This is a genomic window from Peribacillus sp. BM1 (assembly GCF_056679975.1).
The window spans coordinates 1,444,162-1,465,419 of the sequence record NZ_CM155259.1; the positions used below are offsets into that span (position 1 = coordinate 1,444,162).

Genomic DNA, 21,258 nt, shown 5'->3' on the forward strand with positions numbered 1-21,258 from the left:
CGTGTTAGGGTATCAGATCTTCATTAATCTTTCTTGATAATGATTAATGTAGCAATTAATAATGAGTAATAGTTTATCAATTCATTATATCAGTATCTTATATTTAGAATAATTCAATGCTTAACTAATAAATGGATTTAGAAAAGAGGTCTTACATATATGGGGAATAAAATAGCAGTAGATCCGGACCGTTTGGAATATTTAGCTAATAAATTTGTTCTTGACTTAACAACGATTGAAGCCGAATATAAACAACTTCATTTGGATCTATATAGCCTAATCAGCAGTGCCCCAGCTGAATACAGTCATTGCTTCTCTCATGTCGGGGATCCGTGGGGCACTGGAAATCAATTGGTCGATCGTCTTAGTGAAATGGAGCAAGATCTGCGTATGACGGCCAATAAATTTTCTGATGCTGATAACTTAGTGGCTAAACTTTATAAATTGTATGATAAGTATGGCGCATTAACGGCGATGGGGGCATTAGCTGGAAAAAAACTTGCGTATTATGGTCTGGGCTTTACACAGTTCGCAAAGAATACGGATGGTCTATTCACATATAAGCATATGGGCATCCTTCATCAAATGTCAGATGCGATTGACAGTTCTAAATATCGGAGGAATGTGGCAAAGGCATTGTTAAATCCTACCTACTTAATGAAGAAATATAAAGATACCGCATTTGCTGATTTAGTTCATAAAAAAGTTGCCCAATACCTTCCTGATGATGTTGTTAAATTTACAGAAAGTTCAAGAGGCTTATATCGAGGATTTCGTAATAAAACCTTAGATGCTTCAAAATTTAAATCCTTTGTCCAAACGGGCGCAAAATTTGGGAGAACGAATGTAGTCAGTACATTAGCGGTAACTGGATTAGTAGAAGCTGGTGGAATGGGTCTGAAGATTTCAGAAAACTATTCAAAGTATGGAGATCAGCCGGAAATATTAAAGCGAGAAAACGCAAAAGCGGTAGGCAATGCAGTGAATAATACCGTCGCAATTACTGGAGGTTCTATTGCAGGGGCTGTAGTAGGGGGAGCTTTAGGAAGTGTTGTTGGTCCAGTTGGTACAGTAATTGGAGCTACTGCAGGATCTTTTGTTGGAGGACTTGTTGGAGAACAAGCTGCCAAGCTTACTGCAGGGTTAGCAGAAAAGGCTGCTATGGTATTTAAAGAGCCTATTCATGATGGACTTGAAGTGATAAAGGGCGGTTTAGAAAAAGCAGGGAAAGCTGTAGAAGGATTTAATAAAGGCGTAGACTTTATGAATGATCAAATTAAAAGTACAATTACAGATCCAGTAGAAAAAGTGAAAGAAATAGGCAAGGGACTATCAAAAGCAAAAGAAACTGCGAACTCTCTTGTTGATGGCGCGAAAGATTTTCTTGAAGATAAATTCTCATTTTTTTAAGGAGGACCTATGAAGACGATTCAATTAAGCATAGAAGAGTTAATCTTTTCATTTTATAGCGAAGGGTTATATGAACAAGGTATTTCGATTAAAGAAGCTTATTTTCCAGCTATGAATGATTCTGAGTTGAAATTGATGTTAGAAATTGCATCTCGCTCATTGTTAGCAAAAGATATGGTAGAGGAAGTTAGTAACCAATATAAACTAAAGGAAGAGTATACTTCATTTATCCACATATTAAATGATGCAGAAAGTACAGTAAAGGCTTCTAAATTTGATGTTAGTTTACATGCAGAAGACAGTATCTCTTTTCATTTTAAAAATAGTGAAGTGTATTTACATAAGTTATTACACGATCATCAAGTTCACTATCTTTCTAAGCTATCTAAAGAGAACATGTTTTCAATGGTAAGTGAATTTTTTGCTTTCAACCCATTAAAAGCAGAGAGTGATGTGCTTTTTACGTTGAAAAGTGAAGAGTTTGACGAGTTGTTAGAAGATGTAAGTCAAATGGATGATCTAACCGAAAAAACCATTCAGAAATGGGTAAAGAAATCAGAAAATACGAATATGGTAGAGTTGCTAGATGATTTATCAAGAAGAAACGGTAAAATGGACAGTATACTTAGTCTGCAATATGACGCAAATAATAACCCAGACTTCATTGATCTTTCCTTTGTTATTCCCGGAAAGACGGAGTTTTGGGTGGTGACTAGGAACCAAAATCTAGATTTAAGTTTTCAAAGAGTAAATGAGTCAACGATAAACAACCTATTGTTAAATAATAAAACATTCCTAGCTTAAGGGGGGGGGGGGGGCACTTTTTGGTCAATATAAAGGAAAAAAATGAACTTCTTCAAATAAAAGGGTCTAAAGGCATGTATGTGTGGGTAACTGGAGCCTATTTAATTGCTATAATAAGCTGTTTGGTATTAATAATTCAGGGCTTTAAGTTCAATTCGAATTATTCTTTAATCTATATCTTTGGAGGCATTATGCTCACTCCTGTTTTTCTATACTTAATACTCTGGTCATTGCCTGGTTTTAATCCGTGGAAAATTCTATTAACGATTATCCCAGGGGAAAATGGGAAGGTATTTTCTAAAAAAGATACGGTTTTTATTAACGATATTCGTAATATCGATTTGGTGAGAAATCCATTCAATTTGATCAATTATATTGTTATTGAAACATTTGATGAAAAAAAATTAAAGATTCCAACTTATAATCTAATTGATGATCTGGATTATCAAGTAATGGTTGATCAATATATGTTTCCATATATGACAGAAAACGCGAGAAAAGTATGGGATCGTAAAATCGATTTAAATGTATTGTTGAAGGAAGTAAGATATGAGCGACAGGAGCAGAAGATTGATTAAAACTTTGTGATTATTGTTTCAGAATGAACCTCCAAACCCCGTATGGTGGCCTTTTCTCTTTTTGCCCCTGATTAAAAAGGAACTTTTGAGGAGAAATTAAGGGAAACGGAATGGAGGTTTCTTTATAATGGAAAACAACAATCATCATGATACATTTACGGTCGCGGGAACAAACATTGATGCAGTAAAAAGACAAAATGAACGTTCAGGTATGTCATATAATGAAGTGAAAGAATTGCTGGCTAAAACTACGGGTGGACATGGTACAGAAGTCTATAGTGATACCAATATTGAGGAAGTTAAAAGGGAAAATCAGCAATCCATGGAAAAAAACTAAAGACTACACCATTTAATAAGACCTGCCCTCAAATAGACTATTTTGGGGCAGGTTCTTTTGTCTTAGGTACGAGCTTATGTAACAATTTCCCCTGGTCATACTCCTTAAAGAATTCGTTCTTGTAACATAGGATCTTAGTAAATCCTTAATGACAATCTTTTATACACGTTAAACATATATCATATTCCGTTCCTATTAGAATGAAATATCAGAAAAAACAGATTGGAGGTACTTGACAGGAAACTGAACATTATATATATTGAATATAATAATAATTCTTAGTAATCCGATATGATTTAAAATTTCGTATATATAGATTCTTATCAAGAGAGATGGAGGAACTGGTCCAATGAAATCTCGGCAAAAGGCTCTTTTTAGGGTACTGTGCCAATTCCAGCGAACGAATAGTTCGAAAGATAAGAGGAGGCAATGGTAGCACATTAATGCACATTCTACTCTTCTTATCACTTTGATAAGGAGAGTTTTTTTGTATAAAGGACATGGGGACGGGTCTTCGCGACTTAATAATACAGCCAATTTACTCAGCAGGTATACTCATATTATTGAGAAAGCATCCGAAATACCGGCCCCGCACCGCCACCATTGTGATGAGGCGAGTGTAGCGTGCTTCATGATCGATCTTTCATAGTAACTGGTGGCGTTTTAACGCCACTCAGGTTTTGTATTTACAAATGAAAAAGGGGATGAGTGGATGATTAACAATAAGGTTATACCATTCGAATTTGACACAATTTTGCTTGGTGAAGAGAAGGAAGGTATTGCTGAATCTCTTTGTGGGAGAGTGGTGCATGGTAGGAAAATGGGACGGCAATTAGGTTTTCCTACAGCCAATGTAGATGCAGATGCTGTCTTGTTAGCGAATGGGGTGTATGGCGTACATGTGGTTGTAAAAGGAAAGCAATATCGGGGCATTATGAATGTGGGTGTTAAACCAACATTTGGATCAACCTTGAAAAAAACATTTGAGGTTCATCTTCTCGACTTTTCCGATGACTTATATGGAGAGTTCATAAAGTGTCAACTTCTTTTTAAAATCAGAGAGGAGCAAAGGTTTGCCTCAATTGATTTATTAAAAAAACAAATTACGGAGGACAGATATCGTGCAATCGAGAAATTTAAACAATTTGAGGCTCTTTTTAAGGACGGAGAAAGGAAAACCCCTACAGAAAAGCAAATATCTGAATCTGCCTGATTTACAATTTTTTAATTGGTGCCATTTACAATATGGGGTAAACAAAGGAATTTATAATACGATTGATAACTGGTTTTACGAGTATGGCATTGTTAATATTCTCTCACGCAGAATTTACCTGTTGTCCTTTTTGGAGTTTGCCAAAGAAGTAGAATCGGAGCAGAAGCAAGATAAAGTAATTCGATTTGGAAATGGTGGACTTGTAAAAAAACTACACGAATTTCTAGTCGTTTATAAAATGGAGTCGAATGGTGGACTTTAAAATTTGGATTTAAAGCTGAAAAGATACAGGTGTTCGGGGGAAAACATCCTATTGGGAAAACCCCGACCTGTATTCGTCTTTAATTTTGCAAGCCGAATTCGTTAATAATCTCAACTACATTGATCTATTTCTTCTATAAAACTAATCATGAACAGCAAGAATATTTCGTTCTTGTCAAGCCTTAGCAGGGGAGAAAGCTATAATGAGCGCTTAATTAGGTTAAACCGATGAATTCCGCTCATTATAGCTCACAATATAATTGTGTTTTGCTGTATTATAGTACCCTTCACTGTATTCTTTAATATTCCCTTCTTCATCATGAGAAAGTCGAATTCGTTTTAAAGCTACAGTGTCTTTTGCCAATTTCAATGATTCACATATGTGACTAGGTACGATAGCAACGGTGAACTCATCCCTAAATGTTTCGAGTTTAATATTGTTTTTTTCCATAAAACGATATAAAGAGTTAATCTGAACATCGTTTAATTCTTCATCGCTTATGTCCAGTAAAATATAGTGGGAGAAGTGAATATACGGTTCACCATCCAAAAGGTACATTCGCTCGATTTGAAGGCAACTTTCACCAAATAGAGGATAGAGTGAAGATTCAGTAGATAATTGAATCCTTTTTATACTTAACACTTTTTTGATAATTTGATGACCTTCCTCTACTAATAACTCTGTAAAGTGCTTACCTTTTGCTAGTTTCGCATTCGAAACATTTGTGATGACCTTCGTTCCTTTACCGCTTTTCTTTTCAATCAAACCTTCTTGAACAAGCTCTTTAATTGCATTACGTACAGTAATTTTACTCACATTAAATTCTTCTTCTAGTAGAGGCTCAGAGGGAATGTAGGTATTGACTGCGTAAACCCCATGTAAAATACGATCTTTCAATATATCTTTGATTTGTAAATACAACGGTCCTTTTTTTCTATTCACTCTTGTTCCATGTCTCCTGTCATTTTCCTGGTATGAAATTTTACTTTATCCCGCATTAACGGAAAGTCAAGCCCCCCACCTCAAGGCTTAGAGGAATCGAAGAAGCGTAGGTGGGGGATAAGAAAAACCCCCACTGATTGAAGTTTCACTTTATCTCTTGATATCTTCAATTGTTCCCATAATGGATGACAATATCTCTGTTTCTGTTGACATAGGTGTATCCCCAACAATTGTGCAGGCTAACATTCCAGCCGCGGCTGCAAACTGTACGGTTTCCTTCGGTGAAAAATTAGACAATTCTCCATGCAAAATCCCGCTAGTATAGGCATCACCAGCACCAATTCTATCATATATGGAAAAGGATAGATGTTCAGAGAAATGGAACATTTGATCTTTGTACATATAACCTAATAAAGAGTGGGTATTATCCCTATTAATCGTTCGATGTGTTCCTGCTATTGTTTGAATATCAAAGTTTGTTGCGACTTTAGGAACTAAGTCGATAAGCTGTTCCTCTCTTGAGGTTTTCGTTGTCTTCATTCCTAAAATATTCATAGTATCTTGTTCATTCATCATGACAATATCAGATAAAGCAAGCATGTCTTCATAATGAGGTTTGGCTTTGCTGTATCCACCGTCCCATAAGAAAGGCCGAAAATTACAATCAAAACAAACGATTCCACCTTTTTCTTTCACTTTTTTAGCAAGTACTTTCATACTCTCGCGGACATTTTTCCCCATTGAGAGTGTAATGCCGCAAAAGTGAACGATCTCTGCTTTCTCAGCGATTGCTTCCAGATCATAGTCCAATAATGAAGCGGTATTAAAACTGCTTTCCAATCGATTCGTATAGGTGACACGACTGGCACGATTTCCGAAGCCATTTTCTAAAAAATACATGCCAAGGTAGTTGCCACCTCTAGAGATAAAATTTCGTGCAATTCCTAAGCGTTGCAAGTGAGTGATGGCTGCATCACCTAATGGATTAGTCGGTAATTTCGTCACAAGATAGCCATCATGACCAAGCTTTGTCATTGCTGCAGCAACGTTAACTCCCGTGCCTGAGAATGAATAGTGTAACGTGTTAGCTTGTTGCAGTAATTCGTATCCTGCCACTTGCAATCGCATCATTACTTCTCCAAATGCAACTATTTTCTTAGGCATGTTTTTGAACCAATTCTTTTGTGATGGTTAATAATGTTCGTACATCTTCCTCATTTGTCTTACCAGTTTCTTTATTAATAATTGAAGAGTACACATGTGGAATAATTTTCGGTACGTTTGCTTCTAAAGCAATTTCCAGTATTTTCTCGAAATTATGTAAATCAATGCCACCAGTTGGTTCCAAAGCAAAGCCCTCTTCACCGCAGGCTTTCGCTACTGCACGGAACTCTTCTTCATGCTCTAACCCTTTCATCGGGAAGTATTTCAAAGCATTTCCACCCATATCGCGAACTAAAGCAATGGCGGCTTTGACAGGAACAATTGCCAAATCATCGGCCATAGCACTGTTAGGACCGGTAGAAATATTCACGTAGCCGACTTGACCTGTTGGCGATACAAGCGAATTGATCCAACTCTCTTTTTCTCCTAAATTAGCCTGTGTAGCAGCTACAGCTGGAAACACTTGATTAATGTGACTGCCTGGATAATGTTTAGCAATCTCAGAAACTACTGCTGCCTGCCGATTATCGCCAGCGCCTAAACCAATCGAAACCGCTTCATCTATCGCTTTTCCATATGCTTTCATGTCTACCACTGCAGTATCTACAGAAGGGTAGTCTTTGGATAGAACACCAATTAAAACATGACCTTCTGCGGCCTGGAAAACTTCTACTGCATTTTCGATACTATTTGCTAGTACGTTCAAAGCTACTCGATTTCGATAAAAACGTTTGTTAATATTGGTCATTGTTCATTACCTCCTAAAATAGCTCGCAATCGGGCTTCAATCACGTATATATCATCACCTTGTAATGGGCGTGGATCAATATCAAAAAATCCTTGGCGAACCCCGTAATCACGGGTATAAATTGCGATTAATTCTCCATTTCTCAGCCGATCGTTTACTTCTTTTGCAGTTGTATGCGCAAGATCCGAATCAATCAGGATTCGAGCTCTGTAGATGGCACGCCCTGCCTCATCTTGTACAATGGATACCTTTACACCACTGATCGATTCTAGTGATGTAAGAACTTGTAAACTAGCTTTTTCTTGTTCACTATGATCAGTTTTGACAAAATACTCATCTACTGCCTGCAATAGTCCAAATGTTGTTTCTTTGCCGACTTTCATACTTCTGCCAATGCCATGTAATTGCACCTTAAGCCATTCGATATATTTCTGTTTACCAGCAACGATTCCGGAACTTGGTCCTTCAATCGATTTTGAGCCGCTATATATAGCTAAATCAGATACTTGTACATACTTTTGCAAATCTTCTTCTGCAGCCGCATCGACAATTAATGGAATATGATTCGCTTTGGCAACTTCCCAAGCTTCTTCAACTGAAATCATATTTTTTTGCACTGTATGGTGGGATTTTACATATAAAATAGCTGCAGTATTTTCACTAATAGCAGCGGCAATATGCTCTCTTTTGCCTTCATTTGCATAACCGACTTCAACTAATTTACCACCGCCAAGGTAAACCATCGTTTCTACCGGTGCGCCGTATTGTACGTTATGGCCTTTAAACATAATGATTTCATTTCTAGGGATTGATTCTTGATGGAGTTTTTCGCTTTTTCGGCGGTTTCCTTCTGTTACAATCGCGGCTATGGAAAGAGCGATACCACTTGATGCAGAGTTTACAACAACCGCTGCTTCAGACTGAAGTAACCGAGCGATATGTTGACCTGCTTTGTCGACAAGGTCCGCAATTTCAACATAATTTTGCCCGCCTGTCTTCATGGCGTTCATTACAGTATCTGTAGGTGCGGAAACACCTAAGATACTCATTCTTCCGCTTGCATTGATCACTCTTTTTAAACCGTATTTAGCATTCAATGAATTCTCCATTTATGACGACTCCCTTTACATCGATTTTTTGTTTCGCTTCTCTTACTGCACCTTCAGAATCGATTAATGATATTGATTCATCTTCAACGCTGAATATTGTGAGATTTGCAATATCGCCTACCGAAATTCTTCCTAATTCAGGTTTATTTAGCCACTCAGCCGCATGGATAGTAACAGCATCAACTACTTCTGTTAGTGAATATCCTAAATATAAAAATTTCGTTAATACATTTGCCATATTATAAACGGGTCCATTTAGACGATTATTTCGGTAAATATCCGTACTAATCGTATCAAAGGGGATATTGCCTTGTTTTGCTATTTCTGCTGTTTTAAAAGAGAAGCTAGCTGTCCCATGGCCAACATCTAAGTGAACGCCGCGTTCAATTGCTTGAAGTAACTTAGGAAGCGGCTGTCCTGCTTGATCAAATAAATTATTGGCTTTTCCATTTAAGTAATGAGTTATAATGTCTTTTTTCTCAAGCAAGTCAAGAATTTCATTCATATCCGGCGGTCCTGAGCCGATATGTACCATTAGCGGTAATCCTGTATCTGAGGAGAATTTCCGAGCGATCTTTAAAGGCTTTATCCCATTTGAGCCGACCACACTATTGCTGATCCTCGCTTTAAGTCCAATGATAAAATTCTTATATTCAACAATGGTCTTTTTTAATTTTTCTTCGTTTAGCCAATTAAGATTTGCTAACTCATCGATGCGCTGCAAACCAATTTGTGAGATATTTAAGAAAGCGAATACATTTGTTTTTGCGCTTATACAACTATCTACTAAGTCAGGAAAACGATCAGCACCAGTACTACCAGCATCAATAATTGTCGTTACACCTGTTTTATAGCCCACTTCATCGATAACATCGCCGTATGGGTCAAATTCTGGAAAGGCATGCACATGCATATCAATCCAACCACTAGAGATAAATACTTTGTGCTGATAATCAATGATGTTTTCACCAATTCCAGTGCCAGGAGGGACAATGTCTACAATCTTTTTATTTTTTAACAGAATATCAACAGCGGTACCTTCTACTGTTTTTACATTTCTTAATACGATCGTAATTGTCATTTTTACCTCCTTGTTCGAAGAGACTTAGTGCCTGTGTGTTTGTCAATAACCGAAATTTCACTCTAATCAAAACTGAGAGTATCACATGTTTCTACATTGGTCAATATAACGTTATAATGTCTTGTTATAAAAGTGGAAAATGTTGATCCATATTTTCAAACAACGATTGTAAGATCAGATCACACTAAATTTATTATAAAACTGGTCAAAAAAGAGGAACCTATCATCTTTTTATGGTTTAATCATAGTGAACTCATAAAGGTTACAAAGAATATACAAAGTAAAGCGTGTTAGAAAGGAGATCAAATGATTACAAGGAGAGAAGTTGCACAAAAAGCGGGCGTTTCGCCGTCAACCGTGTCGCGCGTCATTAATAATAATGGATATGTTGCGGCTGAAGCTAGAGAAAGAGTGGAGGCAGCAATTGCTGAATTGAATTATATACCCAATCGAGCAGCACAAAATTTACGGATGAAGTCTTATAAACAAATTGCTTGTATAACACCATCTATTACGAATTCCTTTTTTACGGAAATGTTTGTTGGGATAGAAGAAATGGCATTAGAAAGAGGATATTCCTTATCGTTATATAATATTACGAAGGAAAGAAAGGATTATTTGAAACAAGTATTAGAAGGTCCTTATGATGGCATGATTTTACTTGCATCGTATGAATTAAGTTCAATTATGAATTTTGATAAAAATGCGCTCAACATGCCACTGTCCCTATATTTGGACCGTTTTCTAGAAACAGACATACCTCATGTATTTGTAGATTTGAAAAAAGTGATGAAGCAGTCTGTCGAGCATTTAATCCGAAATGGACATAAAGAAATTATTTTTTTAGGCCATTATTTTGATAATGAATTTGGAAAAGCTAGGTACGAAGGATATGAAAGTGCAATGAGGGAACATCATTTGCCAATCAAGGACTATTATAAAAAATTTATCGAAATGTATGAAGATACATTGACGACAGGATATGCTGGGATCAAGTCGTTATTGGATAATGGACAATCATTTACCGCCGTAGCTGCATCGAATGATTTGTTAGCGGCGGGCGCCATGCGAGCCATCATTGAGAGTGGAAAGAAAGTTCCGGAGGACATATCCGTTATCGGTGTTGATAATATTGAATTAGCTAATATCGTCACACCAACATTAACAACTATGAATATCCCAAAAAGGGAAATTGGCAGAAAGCTCGTTCAACAATTATTAGATCAACTTCACAACGAAGGGAAGGTTGAGTCATTTATAGAAGCTGAAGTCACTTTAATAGAAAGGGAGTCTGTAAAAAAAGTTTAAACCATTGACAACGGTTTCATTTCAGCTTATATTTTGAATATTACTAGGAAGTTATCTAATTGAGCAGATTAGGACCGAAAATGTTCAAATGGATTTCTTTTTGGATATTATGGTCACGTGACCATTAAATATACAACATTACTGGTGCTTTTATCGCAGATCAGTTAAAGGATAATGAAATGTAGAAGGGGTATAATCACAATGACTTTACAAAATGATTGGGAAAACTTAGAAGTATTACAAAGGAATCGACTAAAACCAAGAGCCTCCTTTTTTAGCTATAAAAACAAACCGACTGCACTCTCCTATGAGAGAGGAGATTCACAGGGGTTTTTATTATTAAATGGCAATTGGAAGTTTCATTATGCAAACTCACCACTGGAATCACCGAGTGATTTTTACAAAGAGGAGTATAGCACGGATCATTGGGGATCGATCACTGTTCCATCTCATTGGCAATTGAATGGTTATGGTAAGCCTCATTATACAAATGTACAGTATCCATTTCCGGTAGAGCCTCCTTATATTCCGTCTGAAAATCCGACTGGGGCATACGAAAGGACGTTTTATTTAGCGAAAGAAGCATTGTCGGAAAAGTTACATTTGATGTTTGAAGGTGTCGATAGTTCTTTCCATGTATGGATTAATGGACATCTAGTTGGGTATAGCCAAGGTAGCCGTCTTCCTTCTGAATTTGATATTACGGATTTTGTTAAAGCAGGAGAAAATAGAATTTCAGTTCGAGTCTACCAATGGACGGAATCATCCTATATTGAGGATCAAGATATGTGGTGGTTAAGTGGCATATTTAGAGATGTCTATATTGTGTCAAAACCAGCTACTCATATACAAGATGTGTTTGTGAATAGCTCTTTAGAAAATGATTTCAAAGATGGCCGATTTGATTTTGAACTCGCTTTGTCAGGAGAGTATGAAGGACACCAAGTAGCAGTGGAAATACAGGAGAACGGTGCTATTATAGCCGAATACCAACAAAGCATAGACAGTCAAGGTGTGACAGGAACTATTCATATTGCGGGTGTGAAGCAATGGAATGCAGAAACTCCTTTCTTATATGATGTAGTGATCACATTATTGAACCCAACAGGTGAAATAGTTGAAGTGATTCCACAAAAGTGCGGATTTAGAAATGTTGAAATAAAGGGCGGCCAATTATTAGTGAATGGTGTTGCAATCATGTTTAAAGGGGTGAATCGACATGATGCTCATCCAGACTTTGGTCGCGCAGTACCAGTAAGCTCGATGATTGAAGATTTAACATTAATGAAACAGCATAATATTAATGCCGTTCGGACAGCCCATTATCCAAATGATCCACGTTTTTACGAGCTATGTGATACTTTTGGATTTTATGTGATTGATGAAACAGATCTTGAATGCCACGGGCTAACCCGAATAGGCAAACCACATTTATTAAGTGATGATCTAAACTGGCAAGATGCTTATGTTGATAGAATGGAAAGAATGGTTGAACGGGATAAAAACCATCCGTCGATTATTATGTGGTCATTAGGGAATGAGTCTGGCTTTGGACGAAATCATATTGCCATGTATGAATGGGCAAAGAGAAGAGATCCTTCTAGATTGGTCCATTATGAAGGGGAGACGAGAGAAATATTGTATGAGGATGATTTCGTACCAACGAAGGATCCGATTGCATCTGACGTTCACACCTCCATGTATACATCCATTGAGCAAATGAAAGTCATTGGTGAATTGACCGATTTGAAGAAACCTCATATTTTATGTGAGTATGCACATGCAATGGGCAATGGTCCAGGCGGCCTTAAAGAATATTGGGAAACGTTCTATGCATATGATCGATTACAGGGTGGTTTTGTTTGGGAATGGGTCGATCATGGATTAAGACAATATACTCCAGAGGGTGAAGAATATTTTGCCTATGGTGGAGACTTTGGAGAGACGCCGCATGATGGCAATTTTGTTATCGACGGATTAATTCGACCCGATCGCAAACCTTCACCAGCATTGGCAGAGTATAAAAAAGTAATTGAACCAGTTGTGGTAACAAATTTCAATTTTGAAGAAAAGACCATCCAGGTGCAAAATCGTTATGATTTTTCTGGTTTATCAAAATTGCAATGTCAGTGGTCTATAGAAGCAGATGGAACTATTATAGAAAGTGGGATTGTCGAAGTACCAGAGATCCCTGCAAATTCTACAAGAGTGGTAGAGTTGCCGATTCAAATACCTAGTATCGTGCGAGAAAATACAGATTACTGGTTAAATATCGTTTGGACGATGAAAGATACTACACAATGGGCGGCTTCAGGTCATACTGTCGCATGGTCACAGCACGAGCTTCCAATCTCTCGGTTTGTAGCTACTGAACAACAACCTGCAGGCCAATTACATGTAGTTGAAGAACCATCAAAAACAAACATAGTAGGTCCTAATTTCAAAGTAACTTTCAATAAGCAAAATGGTCGCATAGAAGACTATTACTATGATGGACAGTTAATGTTGCATAAAGGGCCAAGATTAAACTTTTGGCGAGCGCCTATTGATAATGATTTATTAGGTTCTGAAGAATTTCATGCGAAGCCAGTTGCTAAACAGTGGAAGGAATATGGTGTTCATGCGATACAACACCGCATGAAACAGACGGAAATTATGATACAAGAAGATCTTCAAACTGTAATTATTTCCTGCAAGGCGAAATTAGCTCCTCCAGTCATTGCGTGGGGATTTGATGTAACGTATGAATACACAATTCGAGCTGATGGCAGTGTTTTAATCGATATCAAAGGGATAACCTCTGGAAATGGTCCTACAACTCTTCCGCGAATTGGAGTAGAGATGATCGTAGAGAACACATTCGATGCTGTTCAATGGTATGGCTTAGGGCCGAATGAAGCTTATGTGGATAGTAGGTTAGCCGCAAGGATGGGTGTTTGGTCATCAACAATCGATGTTTTGTATACACCGTATATTTTCCCACAAGAAAATGGGAACCGCCACCAAAATAAATGGGCGAGTTTTTCACAAGAGAACGGTCAAAGTATGCTCGTTTCAGGTGATTCTTTCGATTTCTCAGCAAGCTATTATACGGTTGAACAGCTAGAAATGGCAAAACACACCTATGATCTAGTGAAGCAACCTTATATCACCTTACACATTGATAAACAGCAATATGGCTTAGGTTCGGCAAGCTGTGGCGAAGATGTTCAAGAACAATATCGACTTGGGAACGAGGATTTCCAATTTGCATTTACGATTCAACCATATAATCAAAATGCCCATTCACCTTTAGTGATAAGTAAAAAACGTAAATAAAAGAAGGGTATTAACAATAGGCAAGAAGGAGAGGAGAAAGGGTTTGACCTCACACTACACCGTTTATCGTGTCATATACACGTCGTATAATCGGTAAATAGTAGATGTGGGTCTGACCCTTCGTTTTGAATAGTTTTTATATATTAAATATTGTAAAAGTTATTCAAAAGGTATAATATGGTGTTAACATAGTTAATTAATTTAATTAAGTTTCGAAACATGTAAGAAGTATCCTTTGTAACGTCGACTACCCGTTGTAGATTCAACCAAAAGTACTTAAATCGAGGTGTCAATAATAATGAAAGATATTTATCAAGATATCCAAAATTTACTGGAGTACGGCTATACGAATGAACTGTTTGGGTTAGACGATTCAATTTATATTAGAAATCGTGTTCTTTCTCTTTTAGGGCTGGATGAGTGGCAAGAATATGAACATACAAATCCTCTACCGTCTTTAGCAGAAATTCTGGGCAGTATTCTTGATTGGGCGTATGATCATGGTGGTCTTGCAGCAAACACGGTAACTGAACGGGATATCCTTGACACAGAAATCATGAATTGTCTGATGCCGCGTCCTTCAGAGGTTATTCGACTATTTAAAAATCGTTATGAGGACAATCCAGAACATGCGACTAACTATTTCTATAAAATGTCGACTGCTTCTAACTATATTCGATCGGACCGGATTGCTAGAAATAAAGAGTGGAAAGCAACTACGCCTTACGGTGATATTGATATAACGATCAATCTATCAAAGCCAGAAAAGGATCCGAAAGAAATTGCGAAATTGAAGGAAGCTCCTTCTTCTTCATATCCAACTTGTCTTTTATGTATTGAAAATGAGGGGTATAAAGGTACTCTTAGGCATCCTGCAAGAGCAACGCATAGAACAATCCCGATCGTCTTAAATAATGAGGAATGGAGATTTCAATATTCTCCATATGTTTATTACAACGAACATAGTATTATTTTTAGGCAAGAACATACACCTATGAAAATATCTAGAGCCACATTTGATCGTCTTCTAGACTTTGTTGATCAGTTTCCGCATTACTTCATTGGTTCTAATGCTGATCTCCCAATTGTCGGTGGTTCTATTTTATCGCATGACCATTTTCAAGGGGGTCGATACACATTTGCGGTCGAAAGAGCGGAAATGATAGAAACGATCTCTCTCGATGCATATCCATCTACAAGGATTGGGATCGTGAATTGGCCGATGTCAGTTATCCGTGTCCAAGGGGCTAAGGAAGATGTGGCGAATGCTTGTGAGCATATTTATGAGAGTTGGAAAAAGTATGCTGATCCAGAAGTTGATATTGTTGTATACACAGGAAACACTTTACACAACACGGTAACGCCTATAGCTCGTAGACGGGGCGATTTATATGAAATGGACATGGTCTTAAGGAATAATCGCACAACAGAGGAGTATCCCGATGGAATATTCCATCCACATCGAGACCTCCACCATATTAAAAGGGAAAATATTGGGTTGATTGAAGTGATGGGACTTGCTGTGCTACCGGGGAGGCTGGCAACGGAATTGGAACAAATAGCCGAATACCTTGTGAAGCCGATACAGAAGGAAAAATGGGATCCAACGTTGGTAAAACACTGGGACTGGTACAAGGATATGTGTCAAAAATTAGACAGTGTAGCGAAAGAAAATGTAATGGAAATTCTTCAAAAAGAAGTGGGAAATAAGTTTCAACGCATTTTGGAAGATGCCGGCGTGTTTAAAACGACAGCAGAAGGAAAACAGGCTTTTATAAAATTCTTATATTCACTTTAGAAAATAGATTGAGTATTTCATATAACACATGAAGTCTACTATATTTTGCTTTTTGCAAACAGGGAGGAGCAGCAGGAATGGATGTAAATCAATTAAAAGATTTATTTTATCAAGAGTACGGAAAAGAAGATGAATTACGCGTGTACTTTGCTCCAGGTCGTGTGAATTTAATTGGAGAACATACTGATTATAATGGAGGGTATGTTTTCCCGGCTGCGCTGACATTTGGAACTTGGGCTATGGTAAGTCCTCGCAATGATGGAATATACCATTTTCGGTCTGCCAACTTCGAATTAGATGTGAGCTGTCATGTCTCAGATATAACCTATATAAAAGAAGATGACTGGGCGAACTATCCAAAGGGGGTTCTGAAGGAGCTACTTGAAATCGCTGGTTCAGAGAATGCTAGTTGTTATACAGGGGCAAATATACTGTTTTATGGGAATATTCCAAATGGAGCGGGGCTATCATCTTCTGCTTCTATCGAACTAGTGACAGCGCTTTCCTTGAGTAAACTTGCGGGAATGGAGATTCCGATGGTGGAGCTTGTAAAGCTTGGGCAGCGTGCGGAAAATCGCTTTGTTGGTGTCAACTGCGGAATTATGGATCAGTTTGCTGTAGGGATGGGCAAAAGAAAGCATGCGATTAAGTTGAAGTGCGATACGCTTGAATATGAGTATGTTCCTGTAAGAATTGATGGCTACAAGCTTGTCATCATTAATACGAACAAGCGAAGAGGTCTAGCTGATTCAAAATATAATGAGCGCAGGAGCGAATGTGAAGAAGGGCTGAAAATCATCCAACAAGAATTACTTCATGTTCAGTCATTAGGAGATATGAGCGTTGATGATTGGAAAAGGATTCAGCATATTGTCAAAGATGAAGTCATTCGTCGTCGAGTCGAGCATGTAGTCACGGAAAATGAGCGGGTTATTTCTGCAATGGAAGCACTTGAGAAAAACGACCTTGATTTGTTTGGAAAACTAATGAAGCAATCCCATGAATCTTTGCGTGATTTATATGAAGTGACAGGAATCGAGTTAGATACTTTGTATGAAGAAGCTGCAAAAGTCGAAGGCTGTATCGGCACAAGAATGACGGGGGCTGGTTTTGGAGGTTGCAATGTTAGCCTTGTGAAGGATGAAGCTGTCACATCATTTACAGAGATGGTAGCAAGTAGTTATACAGCTAAAACAGGAATCAAGCCGACTTTTTATATATGTGAAATTAGTGACGGTACAAAAGAAATCGTTGAGGAGGAATAGAGGATGGCGATTTTAGTAACTGGTGGAGCGGGTTATATTGGTAGCCACACGGTATTAGAGCTTTTGAATCAGGGTGAAGAAGTGATTGTCGTTGACAGCCTGAGAACTGGCCATGAACAATCCGTTGTAGGAGGCCAATTTTATCAAGGCGATCTCCGTGATCGTAGCTTTCTAAACCATGTTTTTGAAAGTCATGAAATTGAAGCAGTTATTCACTTTGCAGCAAGTTCGTTAGTTGGGGAGAGTGTCTCACATCCATTAGATTATTATGAAAATAACTTAATTGCTTCCCATACACTTGTATCCACTATGCTTTTGCATGGTGTCAAGAAAATCGTGTTTTCATCTACTGCTGCTACATATGGAGAGCCAAAACAGATTCCGATTAAGGAAACGGATACGACCGATCCGACGAGTCCATACGGTGAAACTAAACTGGCAATGGAGAAAATGTTCAGATGGTGTGATGGTGCGTATGGGTTAAAGTCTATTTCTCTGCGCTATTTTAATGCGGCAGGTGCCGATCCGGACGGAAAGATTGGGGAAGACCATCAACCTGAGAGCCATTTAATCCCGATCATTCTTCAAGTTGCCTTAGGCGAGCGGGAGTCAATCGGTATTTTTGGGGTGGACTACCCTACTGAAGATGGAACCTGTATCCGAGATTACATCCATGTGATGGATCTCGCGAATGCACACTGGCTTGCCCTTCAGCATTTACGTAACAGTGAGGCGAGTGAAGTATTCAACCTTGGAAATGGAAAGGGTTTTTCTGTAAAAGAAGTCATTGAGACGGCTCGGAACGTGACAGGACATCCAATCCCAGAGTCGGTAAGCCCAAGGCGTGCAGGTGATCCAGCTGTATTGATTGCATCTTCAAAAAAAGCACAGTCTGTCTTAGGCTGGAAGTCGAGGTTCAACGACTTGGAAACCATTATAGAAACTGCTTGGAAGTGGCATCAGGCCAATCCCAACGGTTACGAAGATAATAAGTAGAGGGGGAGGAAAATGGAAATGGGGATTGCAACACCGCTTGAGAAAGTGGAACACTTTATTAAAGGGAACAAGATTGACGGCGTTTTTTTTCGAAAACGAAGCAATTTTGCTTGGATCACTGGTGGAAAGGACAATCATATTGTCAATACAACAGAAAACGGTGTGGCTGATTTACTAATTTTTGCTGATAAAAAATACTGCATTACTTCCAAAATGGAATCAGCACGAATTCATGACGAGGAGCTTTTAGGACTTGGCTATGAATTTATTACTCTAGAATGGTATGAAAATCAGGATTCCATTGTACAAGGACTAACTGAAGGGAAAAAAATCGCCAGCGATGTACCGATTGGAGACTTCCTAGACTTCGGACATGAGCTCACTAGTCTCCGATACACGCTTACTAGTGATGAGATCGATCGATACCGCTGGCTTTCCAAGCAGGCAGCGATGGCGGTTGAGTCGACATGCCGTGAAATTCAACCTGGGTGGACAGAGTTTGAGATCCAGGCCCATCTTGCAGCAAAAGTTATCAAAGAGGGAATTAACCCCCAACTCATTCTCGTATCAACTGACGAACGAGTATTTAAATACCGCCACCCGATTCCAACAGACAAAAAATTAGCGAATTATGCAATGATTGTTCTTTGTGCGGAAAAATGGGGACTCGTCGCAAACGTTACTCGTTTCGTTCATTTTGGCGAATTGCCTGCAGAAATCAATGAAAACAAGAAAAAGCTAGTTCAGATTGATGTGGCGATGAATGCAGCTACAAGACCTGGAGCCGCTGTCAAGGATGTATTAAAGACAGCGTTTGCGAAGTATGAGGAAGTAGGGTATGGCGAAGATTGGCGCTTCCTGCATCAAGGCGGACCAACTGGCTATGCGAGCCGGGAATTCCTTGCAACTCCGGATGCAGAGGGAACGGTTCTGGAAAACCAGGCATTTGCTTGGAATCCAGCCATCCGTGGCATTAAATCCGAGGATACCTTCCTTGTCGGTAAGGAAGAAAATGAGTACCTCACTGACACGGGGGAGTGGGTATATTTAAGGGTGAACCACAATGGGAAAACGTATGTACGCCCAGATATTCTAGTACGCTAAATCATATCAAATGAAAAAGGTGTCTCATAAGGGTCTGACCTCGCACTCTAAATCAGTTTGTAGTGTTTTATACACTAAACTTGTACTGGATTTAGTTATTGCGGGGTCTGATCCTTTGGTTTGAGACACCCCTTTCATATAGCGTAGCTTAATGATGGTACTACTCAAAAAGAGAATATGAGGTGTTAAGCGTTTCCTGGGGTTGCAAACAATTCGGCAAGGATTAATGCAATCGCACCCATAACAGTGGCGTCTGCTCCAAATTTTGAAATGATGACCTCTGTCTGTTTCGCTGAATCGGTCAGTGCACGCTGTTCAATCGTCTCCTTTACGCTTTCAAGAATAAATTCCTTGGCATTTGAAACCCCTCCGCTAATTACAATTCGCTTTGGATTTACGATATGGATTAAATTCGTGACTCCTACACCAAGATAACGTCCAGCTGTATTTAAAATATTCTTGCTTAATGGGTCTCCCGCTAATGCAGCCTGATAAATGACTTCACCGGTGATTTCATCTTCCTTGTTTTTAAGGATACTAGATTCTCCAAGTTTCAATTCTTTTTGAAGTCTTTCAACAATTGCGGGACCGGAAGCGAATGTTTGTAAGCACCCATAAGTGCCACATGTGCATTTTGGACCATTAAGATCAATGGCCATATGGCCGATTTCGCCGCTAATATAGTGTTCGCCTCTGAACACATGACCGTTGATAATGATTCCAGCACCAATTCCTCTACCGACATTTATACAGACAATACTGTCATCCCCATGACCATTTCCAAACCAAAGTTCCCCAAGGCTCATGGCCCTTGCATCATTTTCAATTTGAACGACCATCTGAAATTCTTTTTCTAGGACTTCTTTAACACGGATATTTTTTAATTTTAAATTGGGGGCAAAAATGGAAACCCCTTGGTCAACATCAACAATCCCATGCATTCCAATTCCAATCCCGATGATCTTGTCACGATCTATTTGTTCATTCTTTTGGATGGTATAAATGGACGTAATCATTAAATCAAGCAGGCCTTCATTTGTGATGGAGTCCGGAATAGGATGAATTTGTTTTTTTCGCATTCTGCCATTTATGTCGGTCAGTATAATTTTGAGATGATGGGAACCTATATCGAGGCCTATAACATGAAACATGTCACTGTTCAACGTGAGTAGTGTCGGTTTTCTGCCTCCACTTGATGCACCTAAAGACGTTTCAATGATCATTTCCGTTTCAAGTAGCTCTTTCACAAGATTGCTTACGGTCGGAGGAGTGAGCTTTGTTGTTTTTGCAATATCGGCTCTCGAAATGGCCCCTTTTTTACGAATCGTATTCAATATGACGGATCTATTTAAAGACTTCATTAATTGGAAGCTTCCTGTTACAATGTTGGGTTCCATTTCCTCGCCCCTCGTCTGGGATTTATAGTTAATTAAATATAATTATAAACTATAATGCTGTAAACGGCAAAAAGGAGCTATCGAAGCGGAGCGGGGTATTAGCGGCACTAGAACGGAACTATTGAAAAGGAAAAGAAATTGATAGAAATTCTTCTTTATTACGTAAGATTTTAGTATTTCATCAGATTAAGACTAAATAAAAGGAAGCACAGAGCAAAATTAACATCATAGAAAAGAAATTATCAGTTTGGGGGCCAATACTCTACGAAAAGTGTGAGCAAGAATAGGGATATTACGATCCGGAAAGGAGGTTTGAGCGCCAGAATAAACAATTAGTTATTCGTTCAGTAAAGCGAAACTTCAATCAGTGGGGTCTTACTGCCAGTTAATGCGGGATAAATGTAGAATTCGCACAAACAAGTTT

18 protein-coding genes and 1 riboswitch are annotated in these 21,258 nt (G+C 38.5%); of the genes, 12 read left to right on the forward strand and 6 right to left on the reverse strand.

All coding sequences use genetic code 11. The annotated features are described in order from the left end of the window. Positions 1-159: 159 nt before the first annotated feature. The 6 genes from AC1MGI_RS07040 to AC1MGI_RS07065 all read left to right on the forward strand — a co-directional run bounded on the left by AC1MGI_RS07040 (position 160) and on the right by AC1MGI_RS07065 (position 4,604). Entirely contained in the window at positions 160-1,410 is a 1,251-nt protein-coding gene (locus AC1MGI_RS07040; RefSeq protein ID WP_480349063.1) for a glycine zipper domain-containing protein, read from the forward strand. Positions 1,411-1,419: 9 nt separating this feature from the next. After that, on the forward strand, positions 1,420-2,214 hold the full coding sequence (locus tag AC1MGI_RS07045; RefSeq protein WP_480349064.1) for a hypothetical protein: 795 nt from the start codon (positions 1,420-1,422) through the stop codon (positions 2,212-2,214). Positions 2,215-2,234: 20 nt separating this feature from the next. Then, positions 2,235-2,792: a DUF5381 family protein gene (locus AC1MGI_RS07050; RefSeq protein WP_480349065.1), complete on the forward strand. Its 558-nt coding sequence runs from the start codon at positions 2,235-2,237 to the stop codon at positions 2,790-2,792. 127 nt (positions 2,793-2,919) lie between these two features. Continuing rightward, on the forward strand, positions 2,920-3,129 hold the full coding sequence (locus AC1MGI_RS07055; RefSeq protein WP_480349066.1) for a gamma-type small acid-soluble spore protein: 210 nt from the start codon (positions 2,920-2,922) through the stop codon (positions 3,127-3,129). Positions 3,130-3,446: 317 nt separating this feature from the next. Continuing rightward, positions 3,447-3,552, forward strand: a riboswitch (SAM riboswitch). A gap of 289 nt (positions 3,553-3,841) precedes the next feature. Continuing rightward, entirely contained in the window at positions 3,842-4,342 is a 501-nt protein-coding gene (locus tag AC1MGI_RS07060; RefSeq protein ID WP_480349067.1) for a riboflavin kinase, read from the forward strand. A gap of 121 nt (positions 4,343-4,463) precedes the next feature. Further along, positions 4,464-4,604, forward strand: a complete 141-nt coding sequence (locus tag AC1MGI_RS07065) for a hypothetical protein (protein ID WP_480349068.1) — start codon at positions 4,464-4,466, stop codon at positions 4,602-4,604. A 219-nt stretch (positions 4,605-4,823) separates the two neighbouring features. Here the strand turns inward: AC1MGI_RS07065 and AC1MGI_RS07070 are convergent, their stop codons facing one another. The 5 genes from AC1MGI_RS07070 to AC1MGI_RS07090 all read right to left on the reverse strand — a co-directional run bounded on the left by AC1MGI_RS07070 (position 4,824) and on the right by AC1MGI_RS07090 (position 9,648). Then, on the reverse strand, positions 4,824-5,546 hold the full coding sequence (locus tag AC1MGI_RS07070; protein ID WP_480349069.1) for a GntR family transcriptional regulator: 723 nt from the start codon (positions 5,544-5,546) through the stop codon (positions 4,824-4,826). Between the two features lie 150 nt (positions 5,547-5,696). Next, the gene (locus AC1MGI_RS07075; RefSeq protein ID WP_480349070.1) at positions 5,697-6,710 is read right to left on the reverse strand and encodes a sugar kinase; all 1,014 of its coding nucleotides are present in this window, start codon (positions 6,708-6,710) and stop codon (positions 5,697-5,699) included. Continuing rightward, positions 6,703-7,458, reverse strand: a complete 756-nt coding sequence (dagF, locus tag AC1MGI_RS07080; protein ID WP_480349071.1) for a 2-dehydro-3-deoxy-phosphogluconate aldolase — start codon at positions 7,456-7,458, stop codon at positions 6,703-6,705. Before dagF ends, AC1MGI_RS07075 begins: the two co-directional genes overlap by 8 nt. Beyond that, the gene (locus AC1MGI_RS07085; RefSeq protein WP_480349072.1) at positions 7,455-8,567 is read right to left on the reverse strand and encodes a DgaE family pyridoxal phosphate-dependent ammonia lyase; all 1,113 of its coding nucleotides are present in this window, start codon (positions 8,565-8,567) and stop codon (positions 7,455-7,457) included. Before AC1MGI_RS07085 ends, dagF begins: the two co-directional genes overlap by 4 nt. Beyond that, a complete protein-coding gene (locus AC1MGI_RS07090; protein ID WP_480349073.1) occupies positions 8,545-9,648 on the reverse strand; it encodes an amidohydrolase/deacetylase family metallohydrolase in 1,104 nt (367 codons plus the stop codon). The genes AC1MGI_RS07085 and AC1MGI_RS07090 overlap by 23 nt, the downstream gene beginning before the upstream one ends. 306 nt (positions 9,649-9,954) lie before the next feature. Here AC1MGI_RS07090 and AC1MGI_RS07095 point away from each other — a divergent pair, with 306 nt between their 5' ends. The 6 genes from AC1MGI_RS07095 to AC1MGI_RS07120 all read left to right on the forward strand — a co-directional run bounded on the left by AC1MGI_RS07095 (position 9,955) and on the right by AC1MGI_RS07120 (position 19,437). Next, entirely contained in the window at positions 9,955-10,956 is a 1,002-nt protein-coding gene (locus tag AC1MGI_RS07095; RefSeq protein WP_480349075.1) for a LacI family DNA-binding transcriptional regulator, read from the forward strand. A gap of 201 nt (positions 10,957-11,157) precedes the next feature. Next, positions 11,158-14,274, forward strand: coding sequence for a beta-galactosidase, LacZ type (gene lacZ, locus AC1MGI_RS07100; protein ID WP_480349076.1), 3,117 nt, complete (start codon positions 11,158-11,160; stop codon positions 14,272-14,274). A gap of 298 nt (positions 14,275-14,572) precedes the next feature. After that, positions 14,573-16,072, forward strand: coding sequence for a UDP-glucose--hexose-1-phosphate uridylyltransferase (galT, locus tag AC1MGI_RS07105; protein ID WP_480349077.1), 1,500 nt, complete (start codon positions 14,573-14,575; stop codon positions 16,070-16,072). Between the two features lie 77 nt (positions 16,073-16,149). Then, entirely contained in the window at positions 16,150-17,337 is a 1,188-nt protein-coding gene (locus AC1MGI_RS07110; RefSeq protein ID WP_480349078.1) for a galactokinase, read from the forward strand. A 3-nt stretch (positions 17,338-17,340) separates the two neighbouring features. Beyond that, on the forward strand, positions 17,341-18,333 hold the full coding sequence (gene galE / locus AC1MGI_RS07115; protein ID WP_480349079.1) for a UDP-glucose 4-epimerase GalE: 993 nt from the start codon (positions 17,341-17,343) through the stop codon (positions 18,331-18,333). Positions 18,334-18,345: 12 nt separating this feature from the next. Further along, positions 18,346-19,437: a M24 family metallopeptidase gene (locus AC1MGI_RS07120; protein WP_480349080.1), complete on the forward strand. Its 1,092-nt coding sequence runs from the start codon at positions 18,346-18,348 to the stop codon at positions 19,435-19,437. A 185-nt stretch (positions 19,438-19,622) separates the two neighbouring features. Here AC1MGI_RS07120 and AC1MGI_RS07125 read toward each other — a convergent pair whose 3' ends face one another. Then, positions 19,623-20,834: an ROK family transcriptional regulator gene (locus AC1MGI_RS07125; protein WP_480349081.1), complete on the reverse strand. Its 1,212-nt coding sequence runs from the start codon at positions 20,832-20,834 to the stop codon at positions 19,623-19,625. Between the last annotated feature and the right edge of the window lie 424 nt (positions 20,835-21,258).